The organism is Caballeronia sp. SBC1 (assembly GCF_011493005.1).
Lineage (GTDB): Bacteria > Pseudomonadota > Gammaproteobacteria > Burkholderiales > Burkholderiaceae > Caballeronia.
In genome coordinates this window covers 969,841-983,021 of record NZ_CP049156.1, presented here as the reverse complement: position 1 = coordinate 983,021, position 13,181 = coordinate 969,841, and the positions used below count along the sequence as shown (strand labels likewise).

Here is a 13,181-nt window from a genome sequence, read left to right as displayed (position 1 = left end):
TCATGCATTAGGCTCTGATGCAGCTTGATCCAGTTTGCTTGCGCGGGTTGTTTTGGCCCCTGTTTTGCGGCCTGTTTTTGTTCTGATGTTGCTGGTTTGCCGCCCTGTTTGTTGCCCTGTTTCCACTGACGCCCATTGCTTATGCCCTCACGCCGAGTTGTCCCGTTCACCGCCTTGTTAGCGTCCGTGCTCGCGCTTGCTGCGTGTAGTTCCGCGAGCGTTCCTGAGCTTCGCGCTTCGAGTCCGGTGATCTACGTGTCGTCGCACCGCCAGCCCCGTGACGTGCTGAACTGCCTTGAGGACAAACTGCCTTCGGTGTCCACGTCGAAGCTGGGCAGCGCCTCGGAATTGCTGGTTGGCCCGAACGCATGGCTGGTTACGCTCACGCCGTCGCAATATGGGTCAACGGTAAAGGTGCAAAAATCTTCAGCAGATTATGGCGGATTACCAGAGCCGGAAATGCGCTTCGATATTGCACGCTGCACGACTTGAATTCGATTGGTATCAGCCAAATAAAATCCCCGGCGGATCAATGATCTACCGGGGATTTTTAACATTTATTTGAATAATAATTCAAATAATCAGAAATAGTAATGCACCCCAACCGTGACGCTATTGTTATTACGTTTGGTTCCTTCGTGATTACTTGAATCGGCGGTCCATTCACCGGCCACGCTGAATTGCTTCGCGAACTTGTATTCAACGCCCAAGCCTCCGTGAAGCCGCCCATTAGGCCAGCTGCCCGTCATACCAACGCGAGCGTAGGGCATGATCGTGTTGAATGGCATTCCGACTTTGAGGTCGACTCCGCCGTCCTTGTAGGTGGTCGAACCGTTGTGGAAGTCCGCGAACACTTCTGCGCCGATCATGAACTGCTTTACATCGAACCCGAAGCCTGCGGTCAGGCCGGGGAACGTTGTGGCATGGGACTTGACGTTGACGACGCCAGACGCGTCAGACCAGTTCTCCCCGACTTTAAAGCCGGCGTAGGGGCCTGCGAACTCGCTTGCTTGTGCGCACGAAATTCCGGTCAGGGCGATAACCAGTGCGGCAAAAAACTTCTTTAGATTGGACATGGAATTGATACGTAAATTTAGATCGGAAAACAGCTTTAATTGCCACATTCGTGCACGCTCAATTGTGAAAATAAATTCACATTGACCCGAATCTCGCAACGAATCGAAAGATTAAATTGCAAAGATATGCAAGACCAATCAGAACGATCCTAATTACCTTTTTGGCGTTATTATTTATAAAAATTTGTTTCAAATTCGCCCGGATGGCAGGATGTTGCGATTATTTTGTTCTTTATTTGCAACGGTCGTTATCCGCAGGCCTATAGAGTTAACTTAAACGAATTCAGCTAATTATCGATTGAAAAGATAAAACTAGTCTAAATAAGTGAAATGAGATTTTCATTGCTTGAAACGCTTCGCCGTTGCCCGGATGTGTCCGTCGAAGCCTATACCGCCATTCCACCGGACCCTCACAACGGAAGTACACGCATGAACCACCTCGCTCGCAACGTCCGCATCAGCTTGCTGACGACAGCCGTGGCTGCTGGATCGCTTTGCTTCATGGCAGATGCCCGGGCCACTGACCCGGTCGCCCCGCCCGACGACAAGCCAGTTTCGCTGTCTGTGGCGCCTGTGCATGTGTATCGCTCGCCCTCTATCGTCGGGACGTCGCCGCCATCCGAACCGGTACCCTCATCCGGCACCGACATTTCGTCAAGCAAGCAGACGCCCAGTCTTGAGAAGCCGGACAACTGGGCCTGCCGGACATCGAATAACCTGGCGCGGAGTTCGGCCGGTAGAAATCCCGACGGCAAGTCGACGTTCGATATAGAGCACTTGCTGCCGAAGTGCTGAGATGAGCGCGCGTGGGGCGCGGCGCATTAATGTGATGCCTGGGTGATGTCTACGTGATGCCTGAGTCGCACGCTTTACAAGACGTTCTAGCGGCGCCAGAAGCGCAAAACCCCCGCTGATCTTTCGATCAGCGGGGGTTTTTAAATTTGGCGGAAAGGGTGAGATTCGAACTCACGGTACGCCTAAACGTACACTGGATTTCGAGTCCAGCGCATTCGACCACTCTGCCACCTTTCCATTTACTGCAACCGCCTTGCTGCTTCTTACGGCTTGCTACTCACTTCGTTACAAGCCCTTTGCGGCCTTCGCTGAGCGGGTCGATGCTCAGCGAAGAGAAAGATTATAGACGACTCGGAATCGATTTCCAACCCCTTTTCGTGAGCCGGTTACAACACACCGGCTCAATCCATCGCTTATTTCGATCCCGGTACTTCCAGTTTTTCGACACCACGCATGTACGGCCGCAAAACCGCCGGCACCGTCACCGATCCATCCGCATTCTGGAAGTTTTCGAGCACCGCAACAAGCGTGCGCCCGACCGCCAATCCCGACCCGTTCAACGTATGAACAAATTCGGGCTTGCCCTGGGCATTCCGGAACCGCGCCTGCATCCGGCGAGCCTGGAAGGCTTCAGTGTTCGAGCAGCTCGAGATCTCGCGATAGGTGTTCTGCGCCGGCAGCCAGACTTCCAGGTCGAACGTCTTCGTCGCCGAAAAGCCCATGTCGCCAGTGCACAACGTAATCACGCGATATGGCAGTTCGAGCTTCTGCAGGATTGCTTCGGCGTGTCCGACCATTTCGTCGAGCGTGTCGTACGATTTTTCCGGCGAGACAACCTGCACCATTTCCACTTTATCGAACTGATGCTGGCGGATCAGGCCACGCGTATCGCGGCCATACGAGCCCGCTTCGGAGCGGAAGCAGGGTGAATGCGCGGTGAGCTTCACCGGCAGCGCAGAGGCTTCGAGAATGCTTTCGCGTACCGTGTTCGTCAGCGAAATCTCGGAGGTCGAAATCAGATATTGCGTGATCGTGTTTTCTTCGCCGCCCTTCTCCACCCGAAACATGTCGTCCGCGAATTTGGGCAACTGTCCCGTGCCGACCAGGATCTCCGGATTCACGATATACGGCGTGTACGCCTCCGTGTAGCCGTGCTGCTCGGTGTGGGTGTCGATCATGAACTGGGCAAGCGCGCGATGCAGCCGCGCGATCTGGCCGCGCAGCAGCGTGAAACGCGCGCCAGAGAGCTTGGCGCCGGTCTCGAAGTCGAGGCCGAGCGGAGCGCCTACATCGACATGATCCTTTACCTCGAAATCGAACGAACGCGGCGTGCCCCAGCGGCGCAGCTCCACGTTTTCCGTCTCGTCGCGGCCAACCGGCACGCTTTCGTGCGGCAAGTTCGGCACGCCGAGCATCAGGTCGGAGAGGCGTTTCTGGATGTCGTCGAGTTGTGCCGACGACGCTTTCATGGTGTCGCCAATCCCGCTCACTTCCGCCATCACCGCAGCGGTGTCTTCACCGCGGCCTTTCATTGCACCAATCTGCTTCGACAACGTGTTGCGACGCATCTGCAGTTCTTCGGTCCGCGTCTGGATCTCGCGACGTTCTGTTTCCAGTGCCGCGAACGCAGCGACGTCGAGGGTATAGCCGCGTTGGGCCAGGCGCTGGGCGACAGCGTCGGGGTCTTTGCGCAGAAGTTGAATGTCGAGCATGGCAGGGCCGGTTCTTAGTAGGTACGAATCCGCGATTTTAGCTCAGCACTGGAGGGTTATTGGCGCGCTTTGGCCGCGTTAGCCGTTCGACCTGACGTTCGGGACGTTTTCCGTTCCAGAAAAAACCATCTTGAAATTGACCACCCCACGAATCGTCAACAATGCAGAGCGGCCGCGATCATTTCTTCTCGCCTTTGTTTTCGCGCCGCCATTGCGCGTCCATCTCGGCCAGCCTCGCCATCTTCTCGCCGATCTTGCCCTCCAGGCCGCGCGGCGTCGGCTCGTACCAGTGCGGATCGCGCATGCCGTCCGGCAGATACGTTTCCCCCGCCGCGAACGCGTCGGGTTCATCGTGGGCATAACGGTATTCGTGCCCGTAACCCAACTCCTTCATTAGCTTCGTCGGTGCGTTGCGCAAGTGCACCGGCACCCCGCGCGACTGATCCTTGCCGACAAACCGACGCGCCTCGTTATAGGCCTTGTAGCCCGCATTCGATTTCGGCGCGACCGCCAGATAAATCAGCGCCTGCGCCAAGGCCAGCTCACCTTCCGGCGTACCCAGCCGCTCGTAGGTCTCGGCGGCATCGAGCGCAATCCGCCCTGCGCGCGGATCAGCGAGACCGATGTCTTCCCATGCCATGCGCACGATGCGTCGCGCCAGATAACGCGGATCAGCGCCGCCATCCAGCATTCGACAAAACCAGTAAAGCGTCGCGTCCGGATTGCTGCCGCGCACCGACTTGTGAAGCGCGCTGATCTGGTCATAGAACGCGTCGCCGCCCTTGTCGAAACGACGCAAATTCTCGGCAAGCGCGCTGCCCAGCAACGCCCCGTCGATATGCGTCGACTTCTGCTGCGCCGCCGCCCGCGCGGCGATCTCGAGATTGTTGAGCAGCTTGCGGCCGTCGCCATCGGCGGAGCCGATCAGCGCGTCTCGGGCTTCATCGGTAAATGTGAGGCCGCCCAGTTCGCCTTGCGCCCGGTCCAGCAGCTCGGTGAGTTCGCTCGCCTCCAGGCTTTTCAGCACATAAACGGCTGCCCGCGACAGCAACGCGCTGTTCACCTCGAACGATGGATTCTCGGTCGTCGCGCCCACGAACACGAACAAGCCCGATTCCACGTGCGGCAAGAATGCGTCTTGCTGACTCTTGTTGAATCGATGCACTTCGTCAACAAACACCAGCGTCTGATGCCCGTTCGCCCGATGAATCTGCGCCAGCTCGACCGCCTCGCGAATGTCCTTCACGCCAGACAATACCGCCGACAGCGAGATGAATTCAGCGTGAAACGCCGCTGCCATCAACCGCGCGAGGGTGGTCTTGCCCACGCCCGGCGGCCCCCAGAGGATCATGGAATGCGCTTCGCCGGACTCGAATGCGACACGCAACGGCTTGCTGGCGCCGAGCAGGTGTTTCTGGCCGATGACCTCGTCGATAGTGCGAGGACGCAGACGCTCGGCAAGCGGAACATTGGCACGGTTTTCTTCGAACATGGCGCTCTGGAGGGTTTCCGAATAAGTCTGGCTGGATCTGATGGTGCAGTAAGAGCAAAGACGGCGATAATCGTGCGCTTTTCGAGACGGACGCCGCCACTGCTTCAAAATGGACGTTTCGCCGCGAAAAACGCGAATCGAGCCGCAGCGGGTGATTATGACAGCCGCGGACGAACCGACGAAACGCGCATGAACCGGGCCAAGCCCTACAGATAAGGACGAAACGCGAATGGGACAAGGGAACACTGCGGGGAACACGACGGGCACGACCGGTGAAACCGGCACATCGACTTACGCGCCGCTTCTGCCGGTCCCCGCCGCGCGGCGCGCGTTCGGGACATCGGACGCCTTCGCGTTGTGGTTTTCGCTCGGCATCGGTTTGCTGGTGGCGCAGGCCGGCGCACTGCTCGTGCCGGGCATGTCGCTGCCGCATGCGCTTGCGGCCATCGTGATCGGCACGGTGATCGGCGTGGTCTTGCTGGCGCTCGCGGGCGTGGTCGGCACGGACACGGGTCTGGCCGCCATGTCGTCGCTGCGCCCCACGCTGGGACTGCGCGGTGCGTCCGTCCCCGCGGTAATCAACGCGGTACAACTGGTCGGCTGGGGCTCGTTCGAAATCATCGTGATGCGCGATTCCGCCGATGCCCTCGCCAAACAATCATTCGGCCTCTCCATGCCGCTGATCTGGACCTTGATCTTCGGCGTGCTGGCGACAACGCTCGCGATCACCGGGCCGTTGTCCTTCGTCCGGCGCTTCTTGCGTACGTGGGGAATCTGGCTGCTGCTCGGGGGCGCGGGCTGGCTGACGTGGAATCTGCTGTCGAAACAAGACTTTGGCGCGCTGATGAACCGCCCCGGCACGGGTGACATGTCGTTTGGCGCGGGTATCGACCTGGTGGTCGCGATGCCGCTGTCGTGGTTGCCGCTGATCGCGGACTACACCCGTTTTGGGCGCAGCGCGGGCGGCACGTTCCGCGGCACGCTCTTCGGCTACGGAATCGCGAACATCTGGTTTTATGCGCTGGGCGCGTTTTACGGCCTCGCAGCCGGCGGCGGCGATGCGCTGCTGACCGTTGCACTGGCTCAGGCGGCAGGCGGAATCGCGCTGCTGCTGATTCTCATGGACGAAATAGACAACGCTTTCGCCGATATCCATTCGGCCGCCGTTTCCACCGGCACGTTCTGGGCGAAGGCGAGCGTGCCGTTGCTGTCGGCGGCGTTCGGCGCGTTGTGCACGCTGATCGCGCTGCTCGTGCAAATGGGCAAGTATCAGAATTTCCTGCTGCTGATCGGCTCGGTGTTCGCGCCGCTATTTGGCGTGGTGCTGGTGGACCACTTTATCGTGAGAAAACGTCGCGTAGATGTCGACGCGCTCACCGACCCGCGCGGTCCGTACGGGTTCTCGGGCGGTTGGCACGTAAGCGGGTTTATTGCGTGGGCGCTGGGAATCGCGGCGTATCAAGCGATCAATCAGTGGCTGCCGAATCTCGGCGCCACGCTGCCTGCGCTGGTGGTGGGCGCGCTGGCTTATCTGGCGTTGGTGTCGGGCCGCCGGGAACAACGACAGTCGTCGGCGACTTGAGCAACGCTCAAGTGAGCGCTGTAGGCGTGAGGACCGTTAGATCCTCACGCCGGCATAAGCGGCTTGCTTGAGCGGCTTGCTTGAGCCGCTTGCTTGGCGGTTTGCCTGAGCCGCTTGCTTGAGCGGCCTGTTTGAGCCGCCTCCCTAAGCAGCCTCTGCTTCGTCAGCCGTTGATCACGTCCGCGCCCTTCGGCACGACGAACTTGAACTGATCGGCTTTCAGCGGCGGATTCTTCTCGATATTCGAGAACGTCAGCAAAGTGACATTGCCGAACACATCATGCAATTCCATTGCTTCGAGATTGCCGTTCTTGAAGCCGATACCCACCTGCTGGAATTGCGTGTCCTGCGCTTTCGGCGTCAGTTCCAGCCAGTCGATGCCATCCTTCACGCCCGCGTCGCGCGACGTGAAATTCTTGTCGAGGTCGTTGCTGCCGAAGAGAATTGCAGCCGGACTCGCGCCCAGAGCGTTGCCCAGCGGGCGGATGGTGACCTGGTTCAAGTCTTTGTCGTAGACGTAGAGCTTGTCGCCGTCGGCCTGCAACACTTGCGCGTAGGGTTTGTCGTACGACCAGATGAACTTGCCCGGGCGCGCGAACGTGAACGTGCCGCTCGATGTGCCGCCAAGCCGCGACGCCATCCCCTGCGTTGCCGATGCCGCCGCTTTACTCGGGGCCTTCACCTCACGCTGGACAAAATCGCCATGCGCCGCGTGGACTTGGGCAATAAACGCCTTCAATTGCTCGGTACCGCTTGCGAAAGCCTGCGACGCCAGCAGCACGGAAGCGCCAAAAACGACGGCTTTCACTGTGCGGCTACCTGACTTCAACGTCGCTTTCAACGCCAATCTCAAAACTGACTGCATATAAAAACTCTCCAGATAACCTTATTCGGCTTCACGCGCCGGCGTGAGGATTTCGCGATTGCCGTTCGAGGACATCGACGAAACGAGTCCCGAATTTTCCATTTGCTCGAGCAGCCGTGCTGCCCGGTTATAACCGATCCGCAGATGCCGCTGCACAAGCGAGATCGACGCACGGCGGTTCTTGATCACGATTTCGACGGCTTGGTCATACAGCGGATCGGCCTCGCCTTCTCCACCCGCGCCCGCGCCGCCCGGCGCACCATCCTCGCCGTCGCCCAGCACGCCGCCTTCAAGAACGCCTTCAATGTAGTTCGGCTCGCCCTGCTCCTTCAGCTTGGCGACCACCCGATGCACTTCTTCATCCGATACAAACGCACCGTGCACACGCACGGGCAACCCTGAGCCCGGCGGCAGATAAAGCATGTCGCCCATGCCAAGCAGGGATTCCGCGCCTTGCTGATCAAGGATGGTCCGTGAATCGATCTTCGACGACACCTGGAACGCCATCCGCGTAGGCACGTTCGCCTTGATCAAACCGGTAATCACGTCCACCGACGGCCGCTGCGTGGCAAGAATCAGGTGAATCCCGGCCGCGCGCGCTTTCTGCGCAATCCGCGCGATCAGCTCTTCCACTTTCTTGCCGACCACCATCATCAGGTCGGCGAGTTCGTCGATCACGACCACGATGGTCGGCAGGCGGTTAAGCGGTTCCGGTTCGTCCGGCGTCAGGCTGAACGGATTGGGGATCTTCTCGTCGCGCTTGGTGGCTTCGTCGATCTTGTTGTTGAAGCCCGCGAGATTACGCACGCCCATCTTGCTCATCAGCTTGTAGCGGCGTTCCATTTCGGCCACCGCCCAGTTGAGCGCGTTGCCGGCCTGCCGCATGTCGGTGACGACCGGGCAGAGCAGATGCGGAATGCCTTCGTAGACACTCATTTCGAGCATCTTCGGGTCGATGAGAATCATGCGGACTTCGTCGGCAGTGGCTTTGTACAACAGCGACAAGATCATCGCGTTGATACCCACCGACTTGCCCGAACCCGTGGTACCTGCCACCAGCAAGTGCGGCATCTTCGCAAGGTCAGCGCAGATCGGCTTCCCGCCAATATCCTTGCCCAGCCCCATGGTCAAAGGCGAAGCGGCATCGGCATAAACCTGCGAACCGAGGATCTCGGACAAGCGCACGGTCTGCCGCCGCTGATTCGGCAACTCCAGCGCCATGAAATTTTTGCCCGGAATAGTCTCGACCACGCGAATGGAGACCAGCGACAACGAGCGCGCGAGATCTTTCGCCAGGCCGACGATCTGCGAGCCCTTCACTCCAGTTGCCGGCTCGATTTCGTAACGCGTCACGACCGGACCCGGGTACGCGGCCACCACGGCCACTTCCACGCCGAAATCCTTCAGCTTTTTCTCGATCAGCCGCGACGTGTATTCGAGCGTATCGGCGGAAATGGTTTCCTTCACTTCCGGCGCGGCGTCGAGCAAAGCCAATGGCGGCAGTGTGGAGTCGCCGGGGAGATCAGTGAAAAGCGGCACCTGCTTTTCCTTCTCCACACGCGCCGATTTTGCCGGCGCGACTGGAGGCACGATCATCACTGGCTCCTGCTCCTCGATCTTCACGCGCCCGCGCACGACCTTGCCTTCGCGCTTCTCAGCCGCCACTTCACCCAGCTTTCGGTCGCGGCCCGCCTCGCGGCGCATTCTCGCGCCGGTGATGGTGGTCATGATGGCGTCGCCGGTTTTTTCGCAGACGGATAGCCAGGAGAAATTGAAATACAGCGACAAACCGATCGCCAGCGCGATCAGCAAAAACAGCGTAGCGCCGGTGAAACCCAGCGCATGGGACACGCCGTGCGCAACCGCCTCGCCGATCACGCCGCCCGGCGCTCGCGGCACCTGCACCTTGAGCGACCACATCCGCAAGGCTTCAATACCGTCGCTCGAGGCCAGCACCAGAACAAACGCGAACGCCTCCGCCAGCCACGTGCGATCTTTCGCTGGCGCTTCATCAGCCGCTTCGTGATTCGTGATCCGCCGATAATTCGCGATGATCCGCCGCACCAGCAGCACGACCCACCAATAGGCCGAGAGGCCAAACAAAAGCAGCAGAATATCGGCTGTCCACGCGCCCACGCGGCCGGCCCAGTTGGCGATCTGGTCGACTTGGGCGGCATGGGTCCAGCTTGGATCGTGGCGGCTGTAACTCACCAGCGCCATGAGCAGGAACACGCCGAGCGCGACTTGCAAGATCCATCGAATCTCGGTGAAAAGGCGCGACATGCGGTGCGGCAATGCCTGCGCGCTTGCAGAATAGGTAGCTTTTGCCATTGATCCGTAAGGCTTTCTGACCCGCCGCACGGGGTGCATTGGGTCGACAGGTTTAATGACGCATTGTAAACGCTGCGTTGCGATGATCGAGCAAAAATGGTCGGCGGTTTCACCCTGTAACAGCCGTGTTACACCCTGCAACCCCCGGAGCGCGCTATGACCGCGATTGAAAGGATCACTCGGCGAGCGTTCTTTACGCCCTTTATAATGGCGAACTCGCACCTAACTACAGGTCACCGGCAGCAGTGCGTGGCATGCGGTTCGCCGTCACGAGCGACTTTCCACTGTCCACGCACTCAAGTCGATATGAATCGTTTGAAGGATCCACGCGGATCCACGCGGTCAACGCGGATCGACGGTTCGGCCCTAACCACAACGGATTGCTCTCATGTCTTCGCCCAAACACGCAAAAGTGCTGATTCTCGGTTCCGGCCCTGCCGGCTACACCGCCGCTGTCTACGCGGCGCGTGCCAACCTGTCGCCGTTGCTTATCACGGGCCTCGCGCAGGGCGGCCAACTCATGACCACCACCGACGTCGAAAACTGGCCCGGCGACGCAACGGGCGTGCAAGGTCCGGAACTGATGCAGCGTTTGCTGGATCACGCCGAGCGCTTCAACACTGAAATTGTCTTCGATCACATCCACACCGCCAAGCTGACCGAACGGCCTATCCGCCTGATCGGCGACTCGGGCGAGTACACCTGCGACTCGCTGATCATTGCGACGGGTGCATCGGCGCAATATCTGGGCGTGCCTTCGGAAGAAGCGTTCATGGGCAAGGGCGTGTCCGCTTGCGCCACATGTGACGGATTTTTCTACAAGAACGGCGAAGTCGCGGTGATCGGCGGCGGTAACACGGCCGTGGAAGAGGCGCTGTACCTGGCGGGTATCGCCAAGAAGGTGACGGTGGTTCATCGGCGCGACAAATTCCGCGCCGAGCCGATCCTGATCGACCGCTTGCTCGCAAAGGAAAAGGAAGGCCTGGTCGACATCAAGTGGAACCACGTGCTGGACGAAGTCACGGGCGATGCTTCCGGCGTGACGGGCTTGCGCATCAAATGCACGCAAACCGGCACGACCAGCGATGTACCGCTGCAAGGCGTATTTGTCGCGATCGGGCACAAGCCGAATACGGACCTGTTCGTTGGGCAACTCGAGATGAAAAACGGCTACATCATCACGAACGGCGGCCTGCAAGGCAACGCGACGGGCACGAGCATTCCGGGCGTGTTCGCTGCCGGCGACGTGCAGGATCATATCTATCGTCAGGCTGTCACCAGCGCCGGCACGGGCTGTATGGCCGCACTCGATGCTCAGCGTTATCTTGAAAGCATCGACGAAAATCCCGCCGAGCGTTCGATGAGCGCCGAAGCGGAACGGTAGGCAGCGGGAGAGGCGGCGCCTGATTAAGATAATGTCCGCGCCGCTTGAACAGGCCTTGGTATTGTCAGTATTGGCATGTCGGGCACAAAGAAACGCCGGTCGCGATCCCTTGGATTGGCCGGCGTTTTTTCATTTTGAGCGCGGTTGGAGGCGTCTGAAAACGGGTAAGAAAATGCCCCTCAAAACGGCCGCCGCACCGATTTTTCCCCTTCCCATGTTAAAAAGGGTTTCTGGAACGGCGTAAACCGTGTTTCGCCGTCGTGCATTTTCTTCTGCCGTGCAATGCCCAAGAACCTGCCCCATCCAAACGAACCCAAGCTGAAACGCCAGCGCGACGCCGCGCCGGGCACTGCCGCCGCTCCGCCAAAGGCCGCTGCGCCGACGCCGGAAGAATTGTCGGCCGCCCTGAAACGCGATGGCCTCGCCGGGCTCGGTGCGTTGCGTAGCTCGCTCGAGGCCGCTGCGGCCAAGCGCAAGATACAGCGCGCCGCAGCCGTGGTAGCCGAGCGCGAAGCTGTTGCGGACGCGGATGTGTTCCGTCGTTCCATCGGCGAAGTAGAGCCGCTGAGAGCCCCGCCCCGCATGCCGCTGCCGCGCGTGCCGCCGTCGCCGCTACCGTTGCAGACGCGCCTGGATGAAGAAGCCGTCCTGCACGAAGCGCTCTCCGACGAATACGATCCCGAAAGCCTGCTCGATACCGACGACACCCTCTCCTACTGTCGCCACGGCGTGCGTCAGGAAGTGGTGCGCAAACTCCGGCGCGGTGCGTGGATCGTGCAGGCGCAGCTCGACCTGCACGGCATGCGGCGCGAGGAAGCGCGCGAAGCGTTATCGGAATTTGTCCGGGAATCGGGGAAACGCGGCCTGCGCTGCCTGCGCGTGATTCACGGCAAGGGATTGGGGTCGATCGGACGCGAACCGGTGCTCAAGGGCAAAGTGCGCGCGTGGCTCGTGCAGAAAGAAGAAGTGATCGCGTTCTGTCAGGCGCGGCCGCATGACGGCGGCGCGGGCGCCGTGCTCGTGCTGCTCCAGCCGGGCGGCGCGCCGCAGCATCATGGTCATCCGCAAGACCGCGGTCCTCGTGCTCACGGAGATCGCCATGCGGACCACAGGCGCGACCAGCGGAAGGGGCCGTAACCGTGCATCCCAGGCTCACGCTGGCCATCTCTATCATGGAGGCGTTCGCGATCTTCGCGTATGCAATTTCGGGGTTGATTGAAGCGAGAAAGCGCCGGCTGGATGTCGTCGGGGCTTTTCTGGTGGCGCTCGCCACTGCTTTCGGCGGCGGCACGATGCGCGACGTGCTGCTGTCGCGCCGGCCGTTCTACTGGGTCCAGCATCAGGACTATGTGATCGTCATTTTCATCATGGCGATTTTCGCGCCGCTCCTGCTACGCACGACCACACGGCTGTTCGACCAGCGCGCGCTGCTGATTGCAGACGCCATCGGACTGGGCTTGTTCAGCATTTCCGGGACGTCGATTGCGCTCGATGCGCAGATGCCCGCGTTCACGGCAGCCATGATGGGCGTGGTAACGGGGGTGTTCGGCGGCATCATGCGGGACGTGCTGTGTAACGAGGTGCCCCTGATCCTGCGCGATTCGCGCCCGTATGCGGTGTGTGCGTTGGCGGGTTGCTGGGTGTATCTCGGGCTGGACTGGCTCGGGCTGCAAGGGGTGTACAACGTGCTGGTATCGACCGGGTTTATCTTGATTGCACGGTTGATCACGCTCAAGCTGGACGTCCGCTTGCCGCACTGATCCGTGCTCGCGACGGCATGGTGGCAGGGGCGCGCCCACAGCGCCGCCCACGCGCGCCAGCGAAAGCCGCCGGCTATTTGCTACAATCTCTCTTCGATTTTCGCCTTATTTCCGGCATTGCATCAGGTCAACTCGTTACATCAACTCGTTACGTCAACTCCACCCCAACGGTCGATCGACCCGC

Annotated in this window: 11 protein-coding genes and 1 tRNA gene; 6 read left to right on the top strand and 6 right to left on the bottom strand. The window is 60.1% G+C overall.

What is annotated here, in order from left to right:
• Nucleotides 1–141 precede the first annotated feature (141 nt).
• Nucleotides 142–492: a hypothetical protein gene (locus SBC1_RS04235; protein WP_165087574.1), complete on the top strand. Its 351-nt coding sequence runs from the start codon at nucleotides 142–144 to the stop codon at nucleotides 490–492.
• Between the two features lie 89 nt (nucleotides 493–581).
• On the opposite strand, the gene SBC1_RS04230 is transcribed toward SBC1_RS04235, so the two are convergent.
• Nucleotides 582–1,124: an outer membrane beta-barrel protein gene (locus SBC1_RS04230; protein ID WP_241202020.1), complete on the bottom strand. Its 543-nt coding sequence runs from the start codon at nucleotides 1,122–1,124 to the stop codon at nucleotides 582–584.
• Nucleotides 1,125–1,505: 381 nt separating this feature from the next.
• On the opposite strand from SBC1_RS04230, the gene SBC1_RS04225 reads away from it, so the two are divergent.
• The gene (locus SBC1_RS04225) at nucleotides 1,506–1,871 is read left to right on the top strand and encodes a hypothetical protein (RefSeq protein ID WP_165987399.1); all 366 of its coding nucleotides are present in this window, start codon (nucleotides 1,506–1,508) and stop codon (nucleotides 1,869–1,871) included.
• A gap of 147 nt (nucleotides 1,872–2,018) precedes the next feature.
• Here the strand turns inward: SBC1_RS04225 and SBC1_RS04220 are convergent.
• The 3 genes from SBC1_RS04220 to SBC1_RS04210 form a co-directional block, all read right to left on the bottom strand.
• A tRNA-Ser gene (locus tag SBC1_RS04220) sits at nucleotides 2,019–2,108 on the bottom strand.
• A 176-nt stretch (nucleotides 2,109–2,284) separates the two neighbouring features.
• Nucleotides 2,285–3,583, bottom strand: a complete 1,299-nt coding sequence (serS, locus tag SBC1_RS04215; protein ID WP_165087273.1) for a serine--tRNA ligase — start codon at nucleotides 3,581–3,583, stop codon at nucleotides 2,285–2,287.
• A gap of 178 nt (nucleotides 3,584–3,761) precedes the next feature.
• Nucleotides 3,762–5,075 carry a replication-associated recombination protein A gene (locus SBC1_RS04210; protein WP_165087271.1) on the bottom strand — a complete coding sequence of 438 codons (1,314 nt, stop codon included), beginning with the start codon at nucleotides 5,073–5,075 and terminating at the stop codon, nucleotides 3,762–3,764.
• Between the two features lie 229 nt (nucleotides 5,076–5,304).
• Here SBC1_RS04210 and cytX point away from each other — a divergent pair, with 229 nt between their 5' ends.
• On the top strand, nucleotides 5,305–6,657 hold the full coding sequence (cytX, locus tag SBC1_RS04205) for a putative hydroxymethylpyrimidine transporter CytX (protein WP_165087268.1): 1,353 nt from the start codon (nucleotides 5,305–5,307) through the stop codon (nucleotides 6,655–6,657).
• A 163-nt stretch (nucleotides 6,658–6,820) separates the two neighbouring features.
• Here the strand turns inward: cytX and lolA are convergent, their stop codons facing one another.
• Both lolA and SBC1_RS04195 read right to left on the bottom strand, forming a co-directional pair.
• Nucleotides 6,821–7,522: an outer membrane lipoprotein chaperone LolA gene (gene lolA / locus SBC1_RS04200; protein WP_165087266.1), complete on the bottom strand. Its 702-nt coding sequence runs from the start codon at nucleotides 7,520–7,522 to the stop codon at nucleotides 6,821–6,823.
• A gap of 21 nt (nucleotides 7,523–7,543) precedes the next feature.
• Nucleotides 7,544–9,853: a DNA translocase FtsK gene (locus SBC1_RS04195; protein ID WP_165087264.1), complete on the bottom strand. Its 2,310-nt coding sequence runs from the start codon at nucleotides 9,851–9,853 to the stop codon at nucleotides 7,544–7,546.
• Nucleotides 9,854–10,241: 388 nt separating this feature from the next.
• Between SBC1_RS04195 and trxB the strand changes: the two genes are divergently transcribed.
• The 3 genes from trxB (at nucleotide 10,242) to SBC1_RS04180 (ending at nucleotide 12,997) form a co-directional block, all read left to right on the top strand.
• Nucleotides 10,242–11,237, top strand: coding sequence for a thioredoxin-disulfide reductase (trxB, locus tag SBC1_RS04190; protein ID WP_165987397.1), 996 nt, complete (start codon nucleotides 10,242–10,244; stop codon nucleotides 11,235–11,237).
• Between the two features lie 282 nt (nucleotides 11,238–11,519).
• Nucleotides 11,520–12,374, top strand: coding sequence for a Smr/MutS family protein (locus SBC1_RS04185; RefSeq protein WP_165087260.1), 855 nt, complete (start codon nucleotides 11,520–11,522; stop codon nucleotides 12,372–12,374).
• A 2-nt stretch (nucleotides 12,375–12,376) separates the two neighbouring features.
• Nucleotides 12,377–12,997 carry a trimeric intracellular cation channel family protein gene (locus SBC1_RS04180; protein ID WP_165087257.1) on the top strand — a complete coding sequence of 207 codons (621 nt, stop codon included), beginning with the start codon at nucleotides 12,377–12,379 and terminating at the stop codon, nucleotides 12,995–12,997.
• The last annotated feature ends 184 nt before the right edge of the window (nucleotides 12,998–13,181 follow it).